20 protein-coding genes are annotated in these 24706 nt (G+C 34.0%); 9 read left to right on the top strand and 11 right to left on the bottom strand.

The window, feature by feature from the left end; all coding sequences use genetic code 11:
• Nucleotides 1-238 precede the first annotated feature (238 nt).
• Entirely contained in the window at nucleotides 239-1231 is a 993-nt protein-coding gene (locus tag IRZ83_RS07685) for a Gfo/Idh/MocA family protein (RefSeq protein WP_029271631.1), read from the top strand.
• 182 nt (nucleotides 1232-1413) lie between these two features.
• Here IRZ83_RS07685 and IRZ83_RS07680 read toward each other — a convergent pair whose 3' ends face one another.
• A complete protein-coding gene (locus tag IRZ83_RS07680) occupies nucleotides 1414-2379 on the bottom strand; it encodes an outer membrane beta-barrel protein (protein WP_029271630.1) in 966 nt (321 codons plus the stop codon).
• A gap of 177 nt (nucleotides 2380-2556) precedes the next feature.
• Entirely contained in the window at nucleotides 2557-7095 is a 4539-nt protein-coding gene (gene dnaE, locus IRZ83_RS07675) for a DNA polymerase III subunit alpha (RefSeq protein WP_194567903.1), read from the bottom strand.
• A 659-nt stretch (nucleotides 7096-7754) separates the two neighbouring features.
• Between dnaE and leuC the strand changes: the two genes are divergently transcribed.
• From leuC to leuB, 4 genes are all read left to right on the top strand, one after another.
• Nucleotides 7755-9149, top strand: coding sequence for a 3-isopropylmalate dehydratase large subunit (gene leuC, locus IRZ83_RS07670; RefSeq protein ID WP_029271627.1), 1395 nt, complete (start codon nucleotides 7755-7757; stop codon nucleotides 9147-9149).
• Between the two features lie 168 nt (nucleotides 9150-9317).
• Entirely contained in the window at nucleotides 9318-9914 is a 597-nt protein-coding gene (gene leuD / locus IRZ83_RS07665) for a 3-isopropylmalate dehydratase small subunit (RefSeq protein ID WP_029271626.1), read from the top strand.
• Between the two features lie 115 nt (nucleotides 9915-10029).
• Nucleotides 10030-11550, top strand: a complete 1521-nt coding sequence (locus IRZ83_RS07660; protein ID WP_194567901.1) for an alpha-isopropylmalate synthase regulatory domain-containing protein — start codon at nucleotides 10030-10032, stop codon at nucleotides 11548-11550.
• Nucleotides 11551-11778: 228 nt separating this feature from the next.
• Nucleotides 11779-12840, top strand: coding sequence for a 3-isopropylmalate dehydrogenase (gene leuB, locus IRZ83_RS07655; protein ID WP_029271624.1), 1062 nt, complete (start codon nucleotides 11779-11781; stop codon nucleotides 12838-12840).
• Between the two features lie 131 nt (nucleotides 12841-12971).
• Here the strand turns inward: leuB and IRZ83_RS07650 are convergent, their stop codons facing one another.
• Together IRZ83_RS07650 and IRZ83_RS07645 are read right to left on the bottom strand one after the other, a co-directional pair.
• Entirely contained in the window at nucleotides 12972-13331 is a 360-nt protein-coding gene (locus IRZ83_RS07650) for an RNA recognition motif domain-containing protein (protein WP_026982652.1), read from the bottom strand.
• A 138-nt stretch (nucleotides 13332-13469) separates the two neighbouring features.
• Nucleotides 13470-13952: a DUF6252 family protein gene (locus IRZ83_RS07645; RefSeq protein WP_029271623.1), complete on the bottom strand. Its 483-nt coding sequence runs from the start codon at nucleotides 13950-13952 to the stop codon at nucleotides 13470-13472.
• Between the two features lie 195 nt (nucleotides 13953-14147).
• Between IRZ83_RS07645 and IRZ83_RS07640 the strand changes: the two genes are divergently transcribed.
• From IRZ83_RS07640 to IRZ83_RS07630, 3 genes are all read left to right on the top strand, one after another.
• The gene (locus tag IRZ83_RS07640) at nucleotides 14148-14723 is read left to right on the top strand and encodes a 30S ribosomal protein S16 (RefSeq protein WP_029271622.1); all 576 of its coding nucleotides are present in this window, start codon (nucleotides 14148-14150) and stop codon (nucleotides 14721-14723) included.
• Nucleotides 14724-14738: 15 nt separating this feature from the next.
• Nucleotides 14739-15263 carry a ribosome maturation factor RimM gene (gene rimM, locus IRZ83_RS07635; RefSeq protein ID WP_029271621.1) on the top strand — a complete coding sequence of 175 codons (525 nt, stop codon included), beginning with the start codon at nucleotides 14739-14741 and terminating at the stop codon, nucleotides 15261-15263.
• Nucleotides 15264-15335: 72 nt separating this feature from the next.
• Nucleotides 15336-16043, top strand: a complete 708-nt coding sequence (locus tag IRZ83_RS07630) for a tRNA1(Val) (adenine(37)-N6)-methyltransferase (RefSeq protein ID WP_029271620.1) — start codon at nucleotides 15336-15338, stop codon at nucleotides 16041-16043.
• 13 nt (nucleotides 16044-16056) lie between these two features.
• On the opposite strand, the gene IRZ83_RS07625 is transcribed toward IRZ83_RS07630, so the two are convergent.
• The 7 genes from IRZ83_RS07625 to IRZ83_RS07595 all read right to left on the bottom strand — a co-directional run bounded on the left by IRZ83_RS07625 (nucleotide 16057) and on the right by IRZ83_RS07595 (nucleotide 24301).
• Nucleotides 16057-17349 (bottom strand): HlyD family secretion protein, encoded by a 1293-nt coding sequence (locus IRZ83_RS07625; protein WP_029271619.1) that lies wholly within the window; start codon nucleotides 17347-17349, stop codon nucleotides 16057-16059.
• Nucleotides 17350-17352: 3 nt separating this feature from the next.
• Entirely contained in the window at nucleotides 17353-19542 is a 2190-nt protein-coding gene (locus tag IRZ83_RS07620) for a peptidase domain-containing ABC transporter (RefSeq protein WP_194567899.1), read from the bottom strand.
• A 169-nt stretch (nucleotides 19543-19711) separates the two neighbouring features.
• Nucleotides 19712-19876 (bottom strand): hypothetical protein, encoded by a 165-nt coding sequence (locus tag IRZ83_RS07615; RefSeq protein WP_157495024.1) that lies wholly within the window; start codon nucleotides 19874-19876, stop codon nucleotides 19712-19714.
• Between the two features lie 105 nt (nucleotides 19877-19981).
• Nucleotides 19982-20143 carry a hypothetical protein gene (locus tag IRZ83_RS07610; RefSeq protein WP_157495022.1) on the bottom strand — a complete coding sequence of 54 codons (162 nt, stop codon included), beginning with the start codon at nucleotides 20141-20143 and terminating at the stop codon, nucleotides 19982-19984.
• A gap of 81 nt (nucleotides 20144-20224) precedes the next feature.
• Nucleotides 20225-21784, bottom strand: a complete 1560-nt coding sequence (locus IRZ83_RS07605; RefSeq protein WP_194567897.1) for a vitamin K epoxide reductase family protein — start codon at nucleotides 21782-21784, stop codon at nucleotides 20225-20227.
• Nucleotides 21785-22480: 696 nt separating this feature from the next.
• Nucleotides 22481-22702, bottom strand: coding sequence for a hypothetical protein (locus tag IRZ83_RS07600; RefSeq protein WP_194567895.1), 222 nt, complete (start codon nucleotides 22700-22702; stop codon nucleotides 22481-22483).
• A 42-nt stretch (nucleotides 22703-22744) separates the two neighbouring features.
• The gene (locus IRZ83_RS07595; protein WP_194567893.1) at nucleotides 22745-24301 is read right to left on the bottom strand and encodes a vitamin K epoxide reductase family protein; all 1557 of its coding nucleotides are present in this window, start codon (nucleotides 24299-24301) and stop codon (nucleotides 22745-22747) included.
• Between the two features lie 260 nt (nucleotides 24302-24561).
• Here IRZ83_RS07595 and IRZ83_RS07590 point away from each other — a divergent pair, with 260 nt between their 5' ends.
• Complete coding sequence (locus IRZ83_RS07590) at nucleotides 24562-24702, top strand: rSAM-modified peptide (protein WP_157495036.1); 141 nt, start codon at nucleotides 24562-24564, stop codon at nucleotides 24700-24702.
• Nucleotides 24703-24706 lie beyond the last annotated feature (4 nt).

Genomic DNA, 24706 nt, shown 5'->3' with positions numbered 1-24706 from the left:
TTAGCCACGAATTCACGAATTAATTTTGTGAATTCGTGGCTTTTTGTTTCACGCAGATTTTGCAGATTTAAGCAGATCGTTTATTAAGACTGCTTCATCTGCTAAAATCTTTTTAAATCTGCGTGAAAAAATAATTCGTGAATCGTTTTTTAAAAATCAGTTTCAAAAGAAAATTCGTTGTAATTCGTGTAATTCATGGCAAACGTTTTTTAAATTTGAGAAACTAAAAAACCAAACGATGAAAATTATAAAATGGGGAATTATAGGCTGTGGGAATGTAACAGAAGTTAAAAGCGGACCTGCCTTTCAAAAAACTCCAAATTCAGCATTAGTTGCCGTTATGCGAAGAGATGCAGCTTTAGCCGAAGATTATGCCAAACGTCATAATGTTCCGAAATGGTATTCGAATGCGATTGATTTAATTAATGATCCAGAAGTAGATGCTGTTTATATTGCCACTCCTCCATCTTCTCATAAAGAATATACCATTTTATGCGCTAAAGCCAGAAAACCAGTTTATGTTGAAAAACCAATGGCTTTGACATTTGAAGAATGCAATGAAATGATCAGCGTTTGCAAAGAACACAATGTACCTTTATTTGTAGCCTATTACAGAAGAAGCTTGCCAAGATTTTTAAAAATTAAGGAACTAATCGATCAAAATAAAATTGGAACTGTTAGACACGTAAATTGCGTTTTATATCATCCGTTTGAAGAACGCTATGATGACGAAATTAATTTGCCTTGGACAGTTTTGCCACATATTTCAGGAGGAGGAATTTTTGTTGATTTGGCTTGCCATACTTTAGATTTTCTAGATTTTGTTTTGGGTCCTATTAAGTCCGTGCGAGGGCATGCGAGTTCTCAATTAAAAGCTTATCCAGCAGAAGATGCTGTTTCAATGTCTTTTCTATTTGAAAATGGAATTCACGGAACTGGTTTATGGAATTTCGCCAGTTTTGAACGATATGACAATACCGAAATTGTAGGCGATAAAGGCAAAATCTCTTTTTCTACTTTTGGAAATGATCCAATTCATATTCAATATACAAACGGAGAAAAAGAAAGCATAACAATTGAAAATCCGCTTCATATTCAGCAGCCATTTATCGAAACTGTAGTTTCAGAGCTTTTAGGTAATGAAGGTGCTTCTCCATCAAAAGGAAGTTCAGCGTCAAGAACAACTTGGGTTATTGATGAAGTTTTAAAGGAATTTAGAAATTCAAAATAAATAATTTTACACATTTTTGTCATTTCGACGGAGGAGAAATCACAAAAGAAATTCCATAAAGAAATTCGCCAATCTCTGTCGAGTTTCGAGTGTGATTTCTCCTCCGTCGAAATGACAAAACAAAAAAGAGGATATTCAGAAATGAATATCCTCTTTTATATAAACTATAAATTTCTTTAGAATTATAGGCTGTATTTAAGACCTAAAGTCAAACCTAAACCTGAAATTCCAACATAAGAACTTAATTCGTCCATTGGTTTTGTAGTATCTACACCATTTGGATTAGTTAAAGCATTATTAGAATTAACGTCTAATTTATCAACATAATTTGTATGAGTTGCAGCAGTTGAAGCAGCTCTAAAAGAAGTTGTAGTATTTAATTTATCAACTCCATTTTCAGTATACTCAGTAGTTTCTTTAGTTTTTCCGTGTACAGTAAAGTTACGGTATTCTAACTCAGCAAAAGCAGAGATGTGTTTTCCTAATTTATAAGATGTACCTAAAGCGGCCATAAAACCTATTGTTGCATTTGGTTTTACAACATCTTTTGAATAAGCTTGAGTTTCAGCAACTTGGTTAGCTCCTGCAAAACTTACATAATCTCTATTTGTTTTAATGTCTAATGTACCGTGAATTGGAACAATAACTCCAACTTTAGTATATGGTTCAAAACCATGAGCTTCACCTAAAAACATTACAATCGCTGGTGCTAAATCAAAAGCTTTGATTTCTCCTTCAGCTGTAAAGCTTACATAAGTAGCAACAGTTGTCTGTGGGTTATAAGAAGCAAGCCTATTTGTTGTTTGAGCCATCGTTTTTTCATTACTTACATAGTAATTAGCAGACATCTCAACTCCTAAACGTGTAGAAAAACGGTAACCAGCTGTAATACCGCTTCTGAAACCTTGTCCAAAAGAACCTGTAACACTTTCTCTTGAAATTAATTTATTAGCAGTTAATGTACCTGCATAAACATCTCTGTTTGGCAATTGACCTCCAACTACTGGAAATTCTGTTGAAGCTGTTTGATTAAAATAAGATCCAGCTAATTTAAAATACCAGCTTTCTGGTTTATCTGCTTTTTCTGTTTGCGCCATTGTGGCCATAGAGCAAACTAATAATCCTAATAAAAATAGGTTCTTTTTCATAATTCTGATTTAATTAATTTATGCAAACTTAAAATATTTTAACATAACGTTAAGCATTGCAAGGTTAGACTTGGAACGAAATCGTTGTAATTTCGGACAATATTACTAAAAAACTATTATGCATGCATATTTTTAACATAAAAAATTCATATAATATTAAATTTTAACTGTTAAAATTTAGTTCAACTTAAAATTAACCTGCATTTTTTCTAATTCCTGCAATAGTTCTGTCGAAATTTTGACTTTTAGCCTACGGCTTGGCATCGTTAATTTAGTTACAACTTTTATTTCCTCGACCTCAGTTACTTCCTGAATTTTAGTATCTTCTAATGGCACATCAGAATCTTCATTTTCATCAGCAAAAACTGCATCTTCGGTTTCTTCAAATTCAGTATTGGTTTCGACCTCAACTAAACGTTTTATTTTTTCTAATTCCATTATTTCAAAAGTCACAGAATTATCGCCTTTATTCGCATTAAACAAATGACTTAACTGATGAATAAACTCAGTCTGTAAATCTTTTATATTTAACAGCAAAACAAGTTTTTTAGCAAACGCCTCTAGAATATCCTGCAATTGTCTTATCTCAACAAACTGCATTCTTGGTTCTGATTTTTTGCCTGTATCATGATTTACCCATCCGTCTTTTATCAATATTTTTAGATATGCAAAATTATTCTGAATTAAGAAATGACGGAATTTTAAGTATTCTTCACCAAAAATTTTAAACTCAAAACTTTCGTCATAACCTTCTAGATTAAATACTGCCCAGCCTTTTCCATTTTTAGCGACACGATGCTGTACGTTATTAATGATACCCGCAAAATTTAGATTTTTACCTACATATTCATTCATGCTTTTTAAAGCTTCTAAACGAGCATTACAGAAGTATTTCATCTCAAATCTAAAATCATCAAGAGGATGTCCAGAAATATAAATTCCCACAACTTCTTTTTCTTTGGCTAATTTCTCCATTGTGCTCCAGTCTTCGCAAGGAGGCACCACAGGCTCCGCTATTTGCACTTCACTGGCTTCACCAAACAAACTTACCTGCGATGAATTTTCATTTTCCTGAAACTTCGACCCATAGCGCATTGCTTTTTCATAAAAAGTGATTCCGTCGCCGTCATCATGAAAATATTGTGCTCTTGTAGTTCCTTCAAACGAATCAAAACCTCCTGCCAATGCAAGATTCTCAATTGCTTTCTTATTGGCTGCGCGAAGATCAATTCGTTTTGCTAAATCAAAAATCGATTTATACCTTCCGTCTTTTCTGTTTGCTACAATTGTTTCAACTGCTCCAGAACCAACTCCTTTAATCGCTCCCATTCCAAAACGAACAGCATATTCATCATTTACCGTAAATTTATAGTAAGACTCATTTACACAAGGTCCTAACACCTGTAATCCCATGCGTTTACATTCTTCCATGAAAAATGACACTTGTTTGATATCATTCATATTATTTGAAAGAACCGCAGCCATATATTCAGCAGGGTAATGTGCTTTTAGATAAGCTGTTTGATATGCAATCCAGGCATAACATGTTGAGTGCGATTTGTTGAAGGCGTAACTCGCAAAAGCTTCCCAGTCTTTCCAGATTTTCTCTAGAATTTTGGCATCATGCCCTTTTTTCGCTGCTTGTTCAACGAATTTAGGTTTCATTTTATCTAGAACATCTTTTTGTTTTTTACCCATTGCTTTACGCAAAACGTCGGCCTCACCTTTTGTAAAGTCTGCCAGCGATTGCGACAAAAGCATTACCTGTTCTTGGTAAACGGTAATTCCGTAGGTTTCTCCAAGATATTCTTCGCAGGCATCTAAATCGTATTTAATTTCCTCTTCTCCATTTTTTCTTCGAACGAAAGATGGAATATATTCTAAAGGTCCTGGACGATACAAGGCATTCATGGCAATTAAATCTCCAAAAACAGTTGGCTTTAGATCTTTCATGTATTTCTGCATTCCCGGCGACTCGTATTGGAATATTCCAACCGTTTCTCCTCTTTGAAAAAGCGCGTACGTTTCTTCATCATCAATCGGGAAAGTATCGGGATCCAAATCAATGTTGGTTCTGTATTTTACCAGTTTAACCGTATCTTTTATCAGCGTAAGGGTCTTTAGACCCAAGAAGTCCATTTTAAGCAATCCCGCACTTTCGGCAACCGAGTTATCAAACTGCGTTACATATAAATCAGAGTCTTTTGCAGTGGTAACGGGAACGAAATTCGTAATATCAGATGGCGTAATGATTACACCACAGGCGTGAATTCCGGTATTTCGCATCGATCCTTCAAGGATTTTTGCTTGTTGAATCGTTTCTCCAGCCAAATCATCTTCATTGGCAATGGCGATTAACTCTTTTACATTATCAAATTCATCAGAACGAAGGGCTTTTTTAATATCATCTTCGTTTTCAGAAATAAAACGAGCCAAATTCCATTTCGATGGCATCATTGCTGGAATCAGTTTTGCAATTCTATCAGCTTCAAATAAAGGCAAATCCAATACACGAGCCGTATCACGAATCGCTGATTTGGTTGCCATTTTACCATAAGTAATAATCTGTGCAACCTGATTTTTTCCGTATTTATTGATTACATAATCCATAACACGGCCACGGCCCTCGTCATCAAAATCAATATCAATATCGGGCATCGATACACGATCCGGATTTAAGAAACGCTCAAAAAGCAAATCGTATTTAATCGGGTCAATATTTGTAATTCCGAGGCAATATGCAACGGCAGAACCCGCTGCAGATCCACGGCCAGGACCAACAGAAACATCCATATTTCTGGCTTCGGCAATGAAATCCTGAACAATCAAAAAGTATCCTGGATATCCCGAATTCGAGATTGTTAACAGCTCAAAATCCAAACGTTCTTGAATCGCTTCTGTAATTTCGCCATATCTCTTTTTTGCTCCAACCATTGTCAAATGGCGCAAGTATTTATTTTCACCTCTTACGCCTCCATCAACTTCATCTTCGGGTACAAAAAACTCTTCTGGAATATCAAATTTAGGAAGCAATACATCACGATAAAGAGAGTAAGTCTCTACCTTATCAACAATTTCCTGGATATTAATAATAGCTTCCGGCAAATCAGAAAAGAGTTTTTTCATCTCTTCTGAAGACTTATAATAATATTCCTGATTTGGAAGTCCGTAGCGATAACCGCGTCCGCGTCCAATAGGCGTTGCCTGCTTTTCACCGTCTTTTACACAAAGTAAAATATCGTGGGCATTGGCATCTTCTTTATTTAAATAATAGGTATTATTTGTTGCAATTAATTTGACATTGTGTTTTTGCGAAAATTCGATCAAGGTTTTGTTGACACGATTTTCATCTTCCTGATTGTGACGCATCACTTCAAGATAAAAATCATCGCCAAATTGTTCTTTCCACCAAATTACCGCTTCCTCTGCTTGGTTTTCTCCAATATTTAGGATTTTACTCTGAATTTCCCCATATAAATTCCCAGACAAAACCATGATATCTTCTTTGTATTTTTCGATAATAGTTCGGTCAATTCTCGGAACATAATAAAATCCGTCTGTAAAAGCGATCGACGACATTTTAGCCAAGTTGTGATAACCATTTTTATTTTTGGCCAGCAAAACCACTTGATTTCCGTTGTCTTTTTTGCTTTTATCCAAGTGATTATCGCAGACATTAAATTCGCACCCAACAATTGGCTTTATCTCCGTTTCTGTTGGTTCTTCACCAGCTTCAACTAAAGTTTTATTTTTGGCAGAAGCCGCCTTGTTATGATTCATTACCGCACTCACAAAGTGAAATGCACCCATCATATTTCCGGTATCGGTCATGGCAACAGCCGGCATTCCATTTTTGGCTGTAGCGGCTACAATATTTCCAATTCCGATAGTCGATTGCAACACCGAAAACTGCGTATGATTGTGCAAATGCGCGTATTTTGCAGCTTTAAAATCAGCTCTTTCAGAATCTGAAACACCAGTTTGTTTGTCTACAGATTCTAAAGCTTTTAATTGCTCTCTGATTTTATCAGAAGCCGCTTTTAAATTGATATGTTTTAAACCAATTAAAGGAAATTCCTGTGGATTTCTTTCTTGGAATTCTTTAAAATAATCCTTCGGGACATCTAGTTCTTCTTTGGTAAAAACTTCTCGTCTAATTAATTCTAAAAAACAACGTGTAGTTGCTTCAACGTCGGCAGTTGCGTTGTGTGCTTCTGCGAAAGGTTTATTGAAAAGATATTCGTGTAATTCTGTTAAAGTTGGCAATTTATAGCGTCCTCCACGACCTCCAGGAAGCTGTAATAATGAAGCTGTAACTTCCGTACAAGTATCTAAAACTGGCATTGCGCTCATAGGAGAATCGACTCCCAGTCTATGAAATTCGGCCCCCATAATATTAACGTCAAAACCTAAATTCTGACCCACAATAAATTTGGTTTTGCTTAAAGCGATATTGAATTTCTCCAAAACTTCGGCCAGCGTTATTCCATCGGCTTCCGCCAATTCAGTCGAAATTCCGTGAATACGTTCGGCATCATATGGAATATTAAATCCGTCTGGTTTTACCAAATAATCCTGATGTTCGATCAATTGCCCCATTTCGTCATGAAGCTGCCATGCGATCTGAATACAGCGAGGCCAGTTATCAGAATCTGTAATTGGCGCATCCCAACGTTTTGGTAATCCGGTTGTTTCGGTATCGAATATTAAATACATAGCTTTAAAATACAAAAATTAAGCTCCAAATTTCAAAACTTTTCCAGTGTAAATCCTTGATTATATGAACTATGAAAAAGCTAAAAATAAAAAATGGAGGAAGTTCAAATTTAAGCTTTTTTTGGAGAAAGAAAATGGATAATTTCTTAAAAAGACATTCTTATCAAGTAATCAGTTTTTCTCTTAAAATTCATAAAATTTGATAAAATTCATTTCTTTGGATGTCGTAGTATTTAGACAATTTATTGAATCTAAATAACAGATAAAAAACGGCTATAAATGCATTAAAAAATTAAAAAACTACAGTTTGGAAAAAGAAATCAATTTGACATTTATTATAACTTTTACATGTTTACTTATATCATTTAAAAGAAAATAATAAGTTTTTAGTCGATTTTAAAAGAAATTCGTAAATTATTAAAACAAAAAATAAGTAATAAAAGTTTAAGTGGAAAAACAAAAACAAAATCAATTTTCTATTCATTTTTCGACCGAAACTGAAAGTATAAATGCTAATCTCAATTTGTATTCTGTTTTGGGTATCGTATATAATGAAATATTGAAATTGACGCCCTTGTATCTTTTTTTACTTTTGTTTTGCTATTATAATGAACAGGAAAATGCTGTGATTATAGAAATTACAATTAAAAAAAATAAAAATGAGTAAGACATTATTTGACAAAGTATGGGATTCACATGTAGTGCGTAAAATTGAAGATGGACCAGATGTGTTTTTTATTGACCGCCATTTCATTCACGAAGTTACAAGTCCTGTTGCTTTTTTAGGATTAAAAGCCAGAAACGTAAAGGTTTTATACCCAGAGCGTACTTTTGCAACTGCAGATCACAATACACCAACCATAAACCAACATTTACCAGTTCAGGATCCTTTATCAGCAAATCAGCTTCAAGCACTTGAAGACAATGCAAACGAATACGGAATTTCGCACTGGGGATTAGGTCACATTAAAAATGGAATTGTACACGTAGTGGGCCCTGAAAACGGAATTACTTTGCCAGGTGCTACTATTGTTTGCGGTGATTCGCATACATCTACTCACGGCGCTTTTGGAGCCATTGCTTTTGGTATCGGAACTTCTGAGGTTGAAATGGTACTTTCTACTCAATGTATTATGCAGCCTAAACCAAAGAAAATGCGTATTAACGTAAACGGTCAGTTAAGCAAAGGTGTTGGTCCGAAAGACGTTGCTCTTTATATTATTGCTCAATTAACTACTTCTGGAGGAACAGGTTATTTTGTTGAATATGCTGGTGATGTCTTTGAAAACATGACTATGGAAGGCCGTATGACAGTTTGTAACCTAAGTATCGAAATGGGTGCTCGTGGAGGAATGATTGCTCCTGACCAAACTACTTTCGATTTCCTTGAAGGAAGATTATACGCTCCAAAAGGTGAAGCTTGGACAAAAGCTGTTGAATACTGGAAAACTCTTAAAACGGATGCTGATGCTGTGTTTGATGCTGAATTAAACATCAAAGCCTCAGATATCGAACCAATGATTACTTATGGTACAAACCCAGGAATGGGAATTGGTATCTCAAAACATATTCCGAATGCCAACCAGGTTGAAGGCGGTGAGGAAACCTATAAAAAATCTTTAGCTTATATGGGCTTTCACGAAGACGATGTGATGATTGGAAAACCAATTGATTATGTTTTCTTAGGAAGCTGTACAAACGGACGTATTGAAGATTTTAGAGCTTTCGCCGAAATTGTAAAAGGAAGAAAAAAAGCAGATAATGTTACCGCTTGGTTAGTTCCGGGTTCTCACGTTGTTGAAGCTCAAATTAAAGAAGAAGGTATTTTAGATATTTTGACAGAAGCTGGTTTTGTATTACGTCAGCCGGGCTGTTCAGCATGTCTAGCAATGAACGATGACAAAGTTCCTGCTGGAAAGTATGCTGTAAGTACTTCAAACAGAAACTTCGAAGGCCGTCAAGGTCCTGGATCAAGAACGCTTCTTGCAAGTCCAATTATGGCTGCCGCTGCTGCTGTTACAGGAAAACTAACAGATCCAAGAGAGCTTTTTTAAAGATTTAGAATGAAGATTAACGATTTCTAATTTAAGATTTCGGCACACTTCATTAAAAAATCTTCTAAAATTTCAATTTACATTTTACAAAAAAATTTAACGATTACAATTTTACGTTCTAGTAATAAATCTAAAATCAGAAATCGTTAATCTAAAATCAAAAATCAAATGGCATACGATAAATTTAATATACTTACCAGCAGTGCAGTGCCACTGCCAATTGAGAACGTAGATACAGATCAAATTATTCCGGCTCGTTTCCTGAAAGCTACAAAACGTGAAGGTTTTGGAGACAACCTTTTTAGAGACTGGAGATATAATGGAGATGATACTCCAAAAGCAGATTTCGTTTTAAACGATTCAACTTACAGCGGAAAAATTTTGGTTGGAGGAAAAAACTTCGGATCTGGATCTTCAAGAGAACACGCTGCATGGGCAGTTTATGATTACGGTTTTAGAGCTGTAGTTTCAAGTTTCTTTGCAGACATCTTTAAAGGAAATTGTTTAAATATTGGTGTCTTGCCAGTTCAGGTAAGCCCAGAATTTGCTGATACTATTTTTAAAGCAATCGAAGCTGATCCTAATACGCAATTAGAAATCAACCTGCCAAACCAAACCATTACTTTATTGGCAACTGGCCAGCAAGAATCGTTTGCGATTAATGGCTACAAAAAGAACAACATGATCAATGGTTTTGACGACATTGATTATCTACAAAATATTAAAGAAGATATTGTGGCTTTCGCCGATAAACTTCCGTACTAAAAAATCAGGTTCAGTCCTTTGAGACCCGACAGGTTTTTGAAACCTGTCGGGTCTTTATAAGTTAAGCAAGCAACACAACTAAAATTTACTTCCAAAAGGAAATTAGAATATCAATATGGAAAAAAGAAAAATTGAAATAATGGATACGACGCTTCGTGATGGTGAACAAACCTCGGGAGTATCTTTTTCTGCTGCAGAAAAACTAACCATTGCACAATTGTTGTTGGAAGAATTAAATATTGATAGAATCGAAATTGCTTCGGCACGCGTGAGCGAAGGCGAATTTCAAGCCGTTAAAGGCATTACTTCATGGGCCGAAGAACGAGGATACATAAACAGAATTGAAGTTCTTTCGTTTGTAGATGGAGGAGTTTCCATTGAATGGATGAAAAAAGCCGGTGCTAAAGTGCAGAATTTATTGACCAAAGGTTCAATGAATCACTTAACGCATCAATTAAAAAAAACTCCGGAACAACACTTTTCTGAAATCGCTGAGATTATCGCCTTAGCGAAAGAAAATAATATTGAAACCAATGTTTATTTAGAAGATTGGAGCAACGGAATGCGAAATTCACAAGATTATGTTTTTCAATTTCTAGACTTTTTAGCAACACAGCCTGTTAAAAGAATTTTACTTCCTGATACTTTAGGTGTTTTAATTCCGTCTCAAGCTTTTGAATTTATTTCTAAAATCAGAACAAAATATCCTGAGATTCATTTTGATTTTCACGCTCATAACGACTACGATTTAAGTGTTGCCAACGTCATGGAAGCCGTAAAAGCTGGCATAAACGGACTTCACGTAACCGTAAACGGAATGGGAGAACGCGCCGGAAATGCGCCGCTCGAAAGTACAGTTGCGGTAATAAACGATTATTTGCCAGAAGTTAGCATCAACATCAAAGAAACTTCATTATATACTGTAAGCAAACTTGTTGAAACTTTTACCGGTTATAGAATTCCAGCCAACAAACCCATTGTGGGCGATAATGTTTTTACGCAAACTGCCGGAATTCATGCCGATGGCGACAACAAAAACAATTTATATTTTAATGATTTGCTCCCGGAGCGTTTTGGAAGAAAAAGAAAATACGCTTTAGGAAAAACGTCAGGAAAAGCCAATATCGAAAAAAATCTTCAGGAATTAGGTTTGAAATTAAACCCCGAAGATTTGAAATTGGTTACCCAAAGAATAATCGAATTAGGCGATAAAAAAGAAACAGTTACTAAAGAAGATCTTCCGTACATCATTTCAGATGTTTTGGACAGTCATACCTATCAAGATAAAATCACAATCAAGTCTTATATCTTAATTCATTCCAAAGGAACGCGCCCATCAACAACATTAAGTTTAAATCTTGATGGAGAAATTATAGAAGAACATGCGCAAGGAGATGGTCAGTTTGATGCTTTTATGAATGCCTTATCAAAAATTTATAAAAGCAAAAAGTTAACCCTTCCAAAATTGATTGATTATGCCGTTCGTATTCCGCCAGGAAGCAGTTCTGACGCTTTGTGCGAAACAATCATAACCTGGGTAAACAACGGAAAAGAATTTAAAACCCGCGGATTAGATTCAGATCAAACCGTTGCTGCGATTATCGCAACGCAAAAAATGCTTAACGTGATTGCCTAAGATGCTAAGTTGCTAAGATCCTAAGGTTCTAAGATTTTTTCTTTGAACTCAGGATCTTAACGGCTCAGAAGCTTAAAAAAACATCCAGTTACTAAGCCTACTAAGAAAAAAACTTAAAGCCTTAGCAACTCAGAACCTTAGAACCTTAAAAAAAATTATAAATTAGAATTACGACTACTAAGAAAAACTTAGAACCTTAGTAACTCAGAATCTTAGAACCTTAAAAAAATGAAATTAAACATAGCCCTTTTAGCCGGAGACGGAATCGGACCAGAAGTAATAAATGAAGCTGTAAAAGTATCTGATGCTATTGCAAAAAAATTCAATCACGAAATAACTTGGACACCAGCACTTACAGGTGCTTGCGCAATTGATGCTGTTGGAGTTCCTTATCCAGATGAAACACACGAAATTTGCATGAAAGCAGATGCTGTTTTATTTGGAGCAATTGGCCATCCAAAATACGATAACGATCCGAGCGCGCCAGTTCGTCCTGAGCAAGGTTTATTATTGATGCGTAAAAAATTAGGACTTTTCGCGAATGTTCGTCCAACTTTTACTTTCCCTTCTTTAATCGATAACTCTCCTTTAAAAAGAGAAAGAATTGAAGGAACTGATTTGGTTTTCTTAAGAGAATTAACCGGCGGAATTTACTTTGGAGAAAAAGGAAGAAGAGACGGCGGAGAAACTGCTTTTGATAATTGTGTTTACACAAGAGCCGAAGTGCAGCGTTTGGCTAAAAAAGGTTTCGAATTAGCCATGACAAGAAGCAAAAAACTTTGCTGTGTTGATAAAGCAAATGTTCTAGAAACTTCACGTTTATGGAGAGAAACAGTTCAGGCAATGGAAAAAGATTATCCTGAAGTTACTGTTTCTTACGAATTTGTAGATGCTGTTGCAATGCGCCTGGTTCAATGGCCAAACTCTTACGACGTTTTGATTACAGAGAATTTATTCGGAGATATTTTAACTGACGAAGCTTCTGTAATTTCAGGTTCTATGGGATTAATGCCGTCTGCTTCTGTTGGAGAACATACTTCTTTATACGAACCAATCCACGGATCTTATCCTCAGGCAACTGGATTAAATATCGCTAATCCGTTAGCGACTATTTTATCAGCAGCTATGATGTTCGAAGATGCTTTTGGATTAAAAGACGAAGCTGAAGCGATTAGAGCAGTTGTAAACCAATCATTAGAACAAGGAATTGTCACTGAAGATTTAGCTCCAAAAGGATCTAAAGCATACAAAACCAGCGAAGTTGGAGACTGGCTTGTTGCTAACTTATAGTTATTTTTGTTTCAAGTTTCAGGTTTCAGGTTTTCCAACTTGAAACTTGAAACAAAATAAACCTGAAACTTGAAACAAAAAAAAAAGGGATCAACTTTCGTTGATCCCTTTTATATATTTAGAAAAAAATATTAATATCCTCCTCTGTTACCACCACGGTCATTTCCACCACGGCTGTTTCCTCCACCATAACCTCCGCGTGAATCTCCACCACGGCTGTTATTGTTAAAGCTTCTTCTTTCACCTTCAGGTTTCGGTTCAGATTTATTAACTACAATTGCACGACCTTGAACAGTAGCTCCGTTCAATTCATCAATTGCTTTTTGAGCTTCAGCATCGTTTGGCATCTCAACAAAACCAAAACCTTTGCTTCTTCCAGTAAATTTATCTGTAATAATTTTAACTGAATCTACTGCTCCGTAAGCCTCGAAAGACTCTCTTAAATCTGCTTCCTCAATACTGAATGGAAGGCTTCCAACAAAAATGTTCATATGTACTTATTTATAATAATGTAGCAAATGTAATCTTATTTTTCTCTAATCTACTATATATTAGCTTATTTATGTTTTTATTTTGATTTAAGAAAAATGAATCTGCTAAAACCGGACAATAATAAACAATAAAAAGAATTAATATTCTAATGTAGGCGTTACTGGAACTTTATAAAAAACACCTTCTGTAAAAGTAATCTTTGGATTTTCAGTATCTGTCGCATCTTCATTGACAGCATTAAATTTAAATGTACCTGAAACAGTATTGGTTTCGATATTATAATCTGTAACTATAATCTGCCCACTCCCTTTATTTGTTCCTGTAGTAAAAGAAGCTGTTTGTCCAGGCAGCGTGTTAGAATAGGATCCCTTGGTAACATCATCAACACCAAGAACGTAAGTCTGTTGTGCCGGAGAAACCATTTGCAAGGTTATCTTTTCAAATCCTAAAGAACCTTCAATAAGTAAATTGCCATTTGTAGTTAAATATGCCTTATAAGTTTGTGCTCTCCAAAAGACATTATCTTTTAAAGTTTGAAAGGCTGGATTATTAAATTTCACATCTTCAGTACAAGATGTAATGATAAAAAGCAGTGATAAAAAATAAAAGTATTTTTTCATATAGCATGAATTTGATGCAAAAGTACCTTATTTGAGATAAATAATTAAAATTTCGACTTAAAAACAATAAAAAAATGATGAAAATTCACCTCAAATAGATTTAATATTATTTGGAACGCATAATTCATAAAAAAATTATATCTTTGCGCCCTTAATTAACAGAGGTCGAGTACCTCAAAATTTAATCATAAGATTATGTCAGTAAAAATTAGATTACAAAGACACGGTAAAAAAGGAAAACCTTTTTACTGGGTTGTAGCTGCAGATGCACGCTCAAAAAGAGATGGTAAATACTTAGAGAAAATCGGTACTTACAATCCAAACACAAACCCAGCAACTATCGACTTAAACCTTGATAGTGCAGTTAAATGGTTACACAATGGTGCACAACCAACTGATACTGCTAGAGCAATTCTTTCTTACAAAGGTGCTTTATTGAAACACCACCTTGAAGGAGGTATTCGTAAAGGTGCTTTAACTCAAGAACAAGCTGATGCTAAATTAACTGCATGGTTAGAAGCTAAAGCTGGAAAAGTTGATGCTAAAAAAGACGGTTTAACAAAAGCGCAAGCTGATGCTAGAGCTAAAGCTTTTAAAGCAGAACAAGAAGTTAATGCTAAACGTTTAGCTGCTGCAGCTCAGGCTGAAGCTGATGCTATCGCTGCTGCAACTCCTGCAGTTGAAGAAGAAGAAGTTGCTGAAGTTGAAGCAGAAGCTACAACTGAAGAAGCTCCTGCTGCTGAAGAAAATAACGAAACAACTGAAGCATAATTTTACTTAGCGAGAATGCGTAAAGAAGAATGTTTTTATTTAGGTAAAATCGCTAAAAAATTTAGTTTCAAAGGTGAAGTTCTTGCCTATTTAGACACGGACGAACCTGAGTTATACGAAAATCTGGAATCAGTGTTTATTGAATGCAATAAACACTTGGTTCCTTTTTTTATTGAAAAAAGTTCATTGCACAAAAACGATTTTCTTAGAATTCGTTTTGAAGATATGAATACCGAAGAAGATGCAGATGCTATTATGGGTAATGCCATTTATCTGCCTTTAAATATGTTGCCAAAACTTACTGGCAACAAATTTTATTTCCACGAAGTTATCGGTTTTGAAATTGAAGACCAGCGTTTAGGCGTATTTGGAAAAATTGCTGCCGTAAACGATACTACAGCACAGCCTCTTTTTGAGGTTTTAAACGGCGAAGTAGAAATGCTGATTCCTATGATCGATCATTTCTTGGTTAAAATTGACCGCGAAAACAAAAAAGTGATCATGAACTTGCCTGAAGGTCTTGTTGAGATGTACCTTTAATTAGACTTTTAGACTTCTTAGAATTTTAGATTTTAGTTTAGCAATCACTTAATAATCTCCAAACACAAATAAATGTTTCAGTTTAAGCAATTCTCTGTTAATCAAGATCGTTGTGCAATGAAAGTTGGTACAGATGGCGTTTTACTAGGTTCTTGGACTCCTGTAGACCATCACCCTTTTAGTGTTTTAGATATTGGCGCTGGAACTGGAATTATTGCTTTGATGCTTGCGCAGAGAACTCATGCTGAACAAATTGATGCGTTAGAAATTGATGAAGACGCTTACGAACAAGCCGTTGATAATTTCGAAAATTCTCCTTGGGGAGATCGTTTATTTTGTTTTCATGCCGGATTAGACGAATTTATTGAAGAACCGGAAGACGAATATGATTTGATTGTTTCGAATCCGCCTTTTTATGCCGAAGATTATAAAACAGAAAATGAACAGCGTGATTTAGCCCGTTTTCAAGATGCAATGCCTTTTGAAGAATTAGTTGAAGCTGCCGATTTATTACTTTCTGAAAACGGAATATTCGCCGTAATTCTTCCATTCACAGAAGAAGAAAAATTCATTGCTTTAGCTAAAGAATCGGAATTATATCCATTAAAAATTACACGCGTAAAAGGAACTCCAAAATCTGAAATCAAACGCAGTTTATTGGCTTTTAGCCGAAATGAAAATCCTCAAATAGAAATTGATGAATTGACTGTTGAAATTGACAGGCATGTTTATACACCTGAATATATCGAGCTTACGAAGGATTTTTATTTGAAAATGTAAAAATATCTTTTTATCAAACTTGTTCAAAAACGCTTTTAAACTGATATAAGATTCTTTCGATGAGTCGTAAATCTTCGGTCACAATTTCGGCTCTTCCTTTCATTTCCTGCTGAAAAATAATCTTTTTGCTATAGGAAGTTTCTAGTCCGTTTGGCAGCGCAACATCGATCAATAAATTTCCATCCTTATCTGGAACCAAAGACATATTCTGGATTTTCCCTCTTAAAACACCAAATTCTCTGTCCGGGAAATTTGCCAGACGAATATTTACCTGTTGTCCAACTTTTATTTTACCTGAATTCAGTGCCGGAGCTTTTACCTTGCCGATAAATCCGTTTTTCGCATCTGGAATAATCGAAAATACATTATCGCCCACATTTATAGTTTGATTTTCATTCCAGACCTGCAGAAAAGTTACCACACCGCTAATGGACGATTTTAGCGTATAGGCTAATTCCCAGTCCTTTATTACTTTTTTTAGCTGATAAAAAGACTGTGCCATGTTTCTTCCTAAGTTTACTTCCTCTTTAGTACCGCTTATCTGCGAATTACGGCTTAATTTTGTGTTATCGATCAAAGAGGACTTTAATTCAGAAATCGATGATAAGAGGCTTTTATAATTCTTCTGCGCCTGAAGATACCCCAGTTTTTTGGCTTCCATTTCCTGAGCCGAAATAATTCCTTTGTTGAATAAAGTTTCAAAACGTGCCATTTCATTTTTTTGAAGCTGGAGTTCGCTTTCGTTGAGTACTTTTTGCTGCTGCAGAATTTCCAATCTTTCCTTTATCTGCACTTTTTCAGAAATCTGAGCTTGATTTTCGACTTCAAAAGGATGTAAATCTTCATTGAGCTGTTCTGCTTCATAATCTTTCTGAAATACTGCAAAAGCACTTTCAATTTCTCCCAACTGTAAATTTCGCAATTCAGAAAAAGGAAATGCTTTTTTAGAATTGATGTTGTAGGCGTCTACAATACTTTTCAATAAAAAAACATCTTTATAATTGGCTGTATTTTCTATAATAGCAAGCGGCGTATTTTTAGAAACAATGCTCTTGTCTTTTACCAAAATAGCTTCGATGCGGCCCGATGATTTTGATACAATTTTCTCTGGCGGAATATTAGTTGTAATCACAATTTCAGTATTTACAACATCTGGATATTTGATAAACCAAGAAACAAAAAACAGCATAAAAATGATTACAAAAATCAAAACAGTTCCCCATCGAATCATCCAATGCGGTACTTTGGTGAGAATGTCCTGAACTTCTTCACTTCGTAATTCGAATGCATTATTATCTTCGTCCATAATTTAATTTCCTAATTGAAGCTGATTTCTAACCAGCTCAAAATAATTTCCCTTTTTCGCTACTAATTCTTTGTGATTTCCAATCTCGATGATTTTGCCTTTATCCAAAACCACAATTTGATCCGCATTCATTACCGTACTTAAGCGGTGCGCAATAACAATTACAGTTTTGTTTTTAAAAAAGACATCCAGTTTCTCCATAATTTCTTTTTCATTATTGGCATCTAAAGCCGATGTCGCTTCATCAAAAAATAAGATTTCTGGATCTTTGTAAACAGCCCTTGCAATCAATAGGCGCTGTTTTTGTCCTGTACTCATTCCTAACCCTTCAGCACCAATCTTTGTATTATAGCCCAAAGGCAGTTCGCTGACGTACTCTTTTATATTGGCAACATCTGCCGCGTAAATCAATTTTTGCTTATCTACTTTATCAACGCCTATAGCAATATTATTAGCGATGGTGTCACTAAAAATAAATCCTTCCTGCATTACGGCTCCAATATTCGAACGCCATGCTTTCTGCGAAATATTTTTCAGCTGGGTATTTCCAATATTTATTTCGCCTTTTTCAGGCTCATAAAACTTAAGCATCAGTTTCATCAAAGTTGTTTTTCCGCTGCCGCTGACACCTACTATAGCGGTGACTTTATTTGCCGGAATTGTCAAATTCAAATCTTCTAAAACTGGTGTATCAGAGCCTAAATATCGGTAAGAAAGATTTTTTACCTCTATATCGGAATCAAAAGGAACCTCATTAGTCTGATAAATTTCCTGATCTGTTTCATCTTCTTTATCATGAATTTCAGATAATCTCGCCAGTGATATTTTTGCATCCTGTAATTCTCGCACAAATTCAATAAGCTGTGTTATGGGTCCGTTCAAACTACCCACAATCGAACTTATTGCAAGCATCATTCCAAGCGTAATTGATCCGTCGATAACCAGTTTTGCTGAAAGAAATATGATAAAGATATTCTTGAGTTCATTAATCACCGAAGAACCGATAGTCTGTGTCTGTTCTAAAACCAAACCTTTTATCGAAACTCTAAAAAGTCTTGCCTGCACATATTCCCAGCCCCAGCGTTTTTGTTTTTCGGCATTATGAAGCTTTATTTCCTGCATGCCGTTAATGAGTTCCATAACCTTGCTCTGCTCACTTGAAACCTCTGCAAAACGCTTATAATCCAGAACTTCTCTTCTTTTTAAGAATAATGTTATCCATCCAAAATAAAGCAGGCTTCCAATAAAAAATACTAAAAATATTTTAAGATTGAAATAAGCCAGGACACCTCCCATTACAAACATATTAATAACAGAAAAAAGAACATTCAGCGATGATGTTGTCAATATTCTTTCAATTCTTCGATGATCATTAATTCGCTGCATAATATCTCCGGTCATCCTTACATCAAAAAACGAAATAGGCAGATTCATTAATTTGATAAAAAAGTCAGAGATAAGTGAAATATTGATTCTGGTTGAAAGATGAAGCAATATCCAGCTTCTGATAAGTTCTAAACCTGTTTTTCCTGCAAAAAGAAACAATTGGGCAAAGAGAATCAGATAAATAAAATGAATATTCTGGTTCTGAATTCCGACATCGACAATACTCTGTGTCAGAAATGGAAAAATAAGCTGCAATAAAGTGCTTGCCAGAAGACCAATGCTCAATTGTACCAAAAAAGATTTATAACGCAGCACGTATTGCGCCAGCATGCCAAAACCCAGTCCTTTGTCTTCTTTATCAAATTCTGACTGAAAGAATTTTGGAGTTGGCTCCATCAACAATGCAATTCCTTCCTGAGTAGCATCATCAGCATTATTGCCAATCCAAAATTTAAGAAATTCTTGTTTATTATATTCAAGCAGACCAAAAGCAGGATCTGAAATGTAATACGTTTCTTTTTTTACTTTATAAAGAACTACATAATGGTCTTTATTCCAGTGTAAAATACAAGGCAGAGGCGCTTCTTCTAATGATTCAAGACTTAATTTTACTCCCAAAGTCCTAAAACCAATTTTCTCAGCAGCTTCACTTAAAAAAAGCAAATTACTTCCCTCGCGAGTTGTCTCGCTAAAATCTCTAAGCTCCTGAATGTTAATTGTCTTGCCGTAATGTTTTGCTATTATTTTCAAACATGTCGGTCCGCAATCTTTATTATCAGCCTGTTTGTAATTTGTGAATTTTTTCAACTACTTATTTGGTTAATTTTCTAACAATATTAATGCAAATTATCTTAATATTTCTCAAAAAAAACAGAGAGAAAACAATTTCCTCTCTGTTTGCAACAATTTTTTTTAAATTCAATAACTGACCAAGCAAAGTGCCGAGTCGATATTAACATAGAACAATGCAGCTATATTAGATACAAAGATCAGACTCTCTTCTGCATGGTCCGTTTTCTACAAACTGACAAAAACCGTTTGGACAAGATTCTCCAGGTCCTGGAACCCAGCCTCCGCTGATTGCTTTTTGTTGTTTTTTAGTTAATACCTTAACTCCTTTTAAATTTTTTAAATTTTTCATGATTTGTTTCTTGTTTGTTATTTATACTATTTTAACTAGCAGATTTGCTTCATTTCACAGATCATGCCTACTTGAGATTTTAATTGATCCGATTAATTCATCAGATTAATTAACTTTACAATATCCTTCGTCTCCATCTAAAATCACACAATGAAATCCGGCTTTACATGGCACAGTTGCTGAACAAGCAATTCCCCCTTTTATAGTTTGTTGCTGTTTTCTGCTTAATTCTTCAGTTCCTTTTAATTTTAAAATTTTTTTTAGCATAATTCGGGTTTTTTTGATTTGTTAATACTTCAAATCATTTAAAGACAGTTGAAGCTTCTGTCTACTCTTGCAAGAATATTTTTAATTGTGGTGTATTGCTTCTAAAAATTTATTTTCCTCTTCAAAATCATTCAGAAAATATTTTAAATCACTTAATTCATAACCATTTGGGAATTGTTTGCCATTTATAATTTTAATTGGAGTGTAATTAAATTCATTTTTTAAGCACCAATCATACTGTTCTTGGAGATTTTGGCTGATTGATGGCATTAGAGGAATAATATTCCATTTTTCTGTCCATTGCTTTAAATCTAATTTTTTAATATGCCAATCTGAAATTGCTTCTTCAACTTTAAGTGGTTCCGTTTTGTTTAGTGCCATTAATATATCGGCAATTACTTTATATGGATTATTGTTGTTTTCAGGATTGATATTAAATAAAACTCGGAGAAAAACTCTATCGGGGAATTTCGAAACTAAATCAAATGAATCTTTAAATACTTTATGGCAATGTCCGCAACTTGGACTAATGATTATAGAAAGGTGCAAGGATGATTCTTTATTTCCAAAATCTAAGCGTTTTAGATCTTCAAAACCTTCTGGCGAAGGAATTTCTTTTGACAGAAAGCTCAAAAGAGAATAATTTCTTTTAAACTTTATCATTTGTTTCAATTCCGCCTGAGCATTAATTGTATTATGAATAATTGGTTTTATCAATCTCCAAATAAAATACATTGACGCTAATAAAGCGAAAAACATTAAAAAAGTCGAAGACGTAAAATTTAAAGTAAAGCTACTTAAAAAGACCCAAGTCAATCCTTGAGTAAATAACAGAAAAGAAATTGCCAGACACAAAACGCACCATTTTTTTATTTGAAACTTTTGCATCCAAATAGAATAAAACAAAACAGGGAATGAAATTAAACTAAGAAAACCAATAAAAGCACTCGAGTTTGAAGGTTGAAGCAATAAAGAAGCCACACTTGTGCTAAAAAAAATTATAGGCCATTGATAAAAATTACCCCATTTTAGAAATTTGTTTTTTTCTGATTTAATGACTGAATCGCAGGAAGTGCTTGCGCCTATATTACAAAACTTTGAAGCTATTTCATTTTTTATTCCAAATTTCTCCTGAATTACAAAAACACTGATTATTAATCCGGTTATTGAAGTTCCAAGAAAAACAAAATCAAAAAAATTATAACGATTAGAAAAAACAGAGAGTAAAGCTAGAACCAATAAAGGAAGTCCGTATTTTAATTCTTTCAAATTATACTTTATCTCTTTTACACTATTTTCATTAGGTTCTATTGCGACAATTATTCCATTCCAGTCTGAAGCGAAAGCATCATATGAAATATTTTGAGCATTATCGTTCTGGTTGGTAATTTTTATGGCTTTGATGGTTTTATTAACCAGAACAAGGTTATTTTTAAAAAAAGCCAAAAAAGATTCTGGCAAATCAAGCAATTGATCTTTAGGAACATTTACTGCAATATTTTCTACAGACAATAAGTCTAACGAATCGGTTATAGCAAATAAGCTAGGATAATTAGGATGTGAGAGAAACAATTCTTCAAATTCGTTTTTAATTTGATTGTAATTATTTATTTCCAGCAGTTTTGACACCAATTTTACCATCGTTGCAGTAATTAGTTTTGAGAAAAAAACAACAATTTCACTAATTTTTTACGTCTTTCCGTAAATAAAAGTGTATTATCGTGTTAAATTATAAAATATTTTACTACTTTACATACAAAAAACACAATTTAACATTTTAAACCAAAACTGCAAGAACAAGAATTTTTATAACAAAAAAAGAGAGGAAACTAATTTCCTCTCTTTTGAATATATTATTAACATTATGTTTAACAACATATTTCTCTAGGACCTGCCACTGGTTAACTCTAACCAAATAAAATTAACGCAGTGGCCAATTTCCTGAGAATCCCGACACCAATCATCAATGTTGGGATATTTGCTCAATGTTCCACGATCGAGCGCCTACAAATTCAAAAAAAAACATGACTAAATTTCTGATAAGGCTTTATTTTTATATCGTATAATATTTTTTTTTAACAGCAAAGGCGACTTGTATCACAAATACCTGGAAGCGTATCCAAAGGACAAATTCCTCCTGCTGGTATTAAAACGCACCCTGCTTCAATTGCATAAATCCAACATTCAGGAATACCTCCTTTTATCGTTTTTTGCTCCGTTTTGCTAATTTGCTGGGCGTGCTCCAGATTTAAAATTTTCTTTAACATAACTATTTTGAATTATTTATTAATCTTTTAAACTTGGTGCACAGCTCTGATCCTTACAAAACTTTTATTCTTACTTAATTAGACTGGAAAAATTAATTTCTAACGGAAAATAATCTGAACAGTCTTCATATGATATTATTGACACATAATTCCACGCATCGCATCTTGATGTCGTTTCTTTAACATAACTTCCTACTATTGTTTTTTGTTCGCTTGCTGTTATTTCTTGCGAACCTTCTAAGTTTAAAATGTTTTTTAACATAACTGTAGATTTAGCGTTTGGGGGTTTCAATCTTTTAAGACATCTGATACTGCCTTTTTTACTGCTTTAGCACTAGGCTATTTTTTCGAAAACTTCAATTTCTTCAACAAAATCATTTAAGAAATATTTTAGTTCGCTTAGTTCGTATTCATTCGGAAACAATTTTTCATTTACTATTTTAACCGGTGTATAATTAAAATTATTTTTAGAACACCATTCATATTGTTTATTTATCTCCTGGCTTATCATCATACTGACAGGTTCTAGATGCCATTTTTTAAGCCATTTTTTAAGATTCATTTTTTTGATATGCCAATCTGAAATGGCTTCAACTGTTTTTCCTGGCGTTGATCTGTTTATTGTTAGAAGTCTCTCGACAACTATTTTATACGGATTGTCTGTGTTTTCAGGATTAATATTGAACAGCACGTTTAAATATATCTTGTCAGGAAATCTCAAAACCAAATCAAAAGCTTCTTGAAATGTTTTATGACAATGTTCGCAACTCGGACTAATAATTACAGATAACTTTACTGCTGCATTTCTGCTTCCAAAATTCAAACCTCTCAAATCTTCCAATCCTTGTGGATGAGGAACTTTTTTAGCTAGAAAGTTCAACAATGAATAGTTTCTTTTAAATTTTTTCAATTCTTTAAGTGAGTTTTCACTGTTAAGAACGTTTTTGATCATTGGTTTTACCACTAGCCATATTGGAATCAGAAGAACCAATGAAAATACAAATGGAAAAACACTCTCAAAGCTAAAACTCAATGTAAAAAGGTCTGACGCAAACCAAATAACACTTTGTGTAAAAATCAAAAATGAAACTACCAAACACATTACGCACCACTTTTGAATCTCAAATTTTTGAATCCAAATTGAGGATACTATAATAGGTATAGCCAATAAACTTAAAAATCCTATAAATATTGCCGAGTTTAAAGGCTGTATTAAAACAGCAATTAAGCTAGAACCGAAAAAAATCAGGGGTAAATCTGAAAAATTAAACAAATTGTTTTCTCTTCCTTCATTAGCATTGATAACCGAATTACAAGATGAGTTTGAACTCAAATTGCAGAATTTTGAAATTATGCTGTTTTTAAAACCTAATTTTTCTTGTACAATAAAAACACTTACAATAAATCCTAATAATGATGTTGTCAAGAAAACAAGACTAAACAAATCATATGCATTATAAAAAAAAGACAATCCAATTACGAGGAAAAGCGGCAAACTATATTTTAACCAGCTGTATTCTACTTTTAGATTTTCTCTTGCTATAACATTATTTGGTTCAATAGCGACAATTACTCCATTCCAGTCTAAAAGAAATTTTTCATACGCTATTTTATGACTTCCTTTTTTTATTGTATTAATACGAACATAATTTTTTGCCCTTTCTACCAATATAAGTTCATCCTTAAAATAAGCTAAAAAATTAGCTGGTAAATCTACTATTTGTTCTTTCGGAACTCTTATGGCCGCATTTTCAATTGATAATAAATCTAACGAATCCGTTATCGCAAATAAGCTTGGATAGTTTGGATGAGAAAGAAACAAGTCCTTAAACTCATTTTTTATATCTGAGTATCTATTTATTTGTAGAAATTTTTGGACAAGTTTTAACATCGTTTAGGATCGTTTAAATCATAATTACAATGCAAATATTGTTGTTTTTATTCAGAAAATAATCTTAAAAGCACACATTTTATCAATTATACTACATACAATTTATAAATTATATCAATCATAATAAAGCAGTTAATTGATTGATTTTTAGTAAATTAGACGCCTTAAAAAAATTGAAAAAGTGCCAAAACCGTATTCTCGATTAAGGGTTTTCCTTTTTGTCTAGTTTTGGTAAATCAATAACTTAATACATGAATAAAATGGCAAATCAGAAATTAAAACTTGAAGATTTTGAAGAAGGAAAGTTATCTAAAAACCAACAAAAAAAGGTTCGAGGAGGAGACGGAGAGGATCCACCAACAGATCCTGGGAAAACTGGAGGAGGAACAACACATGGTTAAAACC

Source organism: Flavobacterium sp. JLP (assembly GCF_015350755.1).
Taxonomy (GTDB): Bacteria; Bacteroidota; Bacteroidia; order Flavobacteriales; family Flavobacteriaceae; genus Flavobacterium.
The sequence above is the reverse complement of the archived record's forward strand: the minus strand, read 5'-3'. Positions and strand labels throughout refer to the sequence as shown.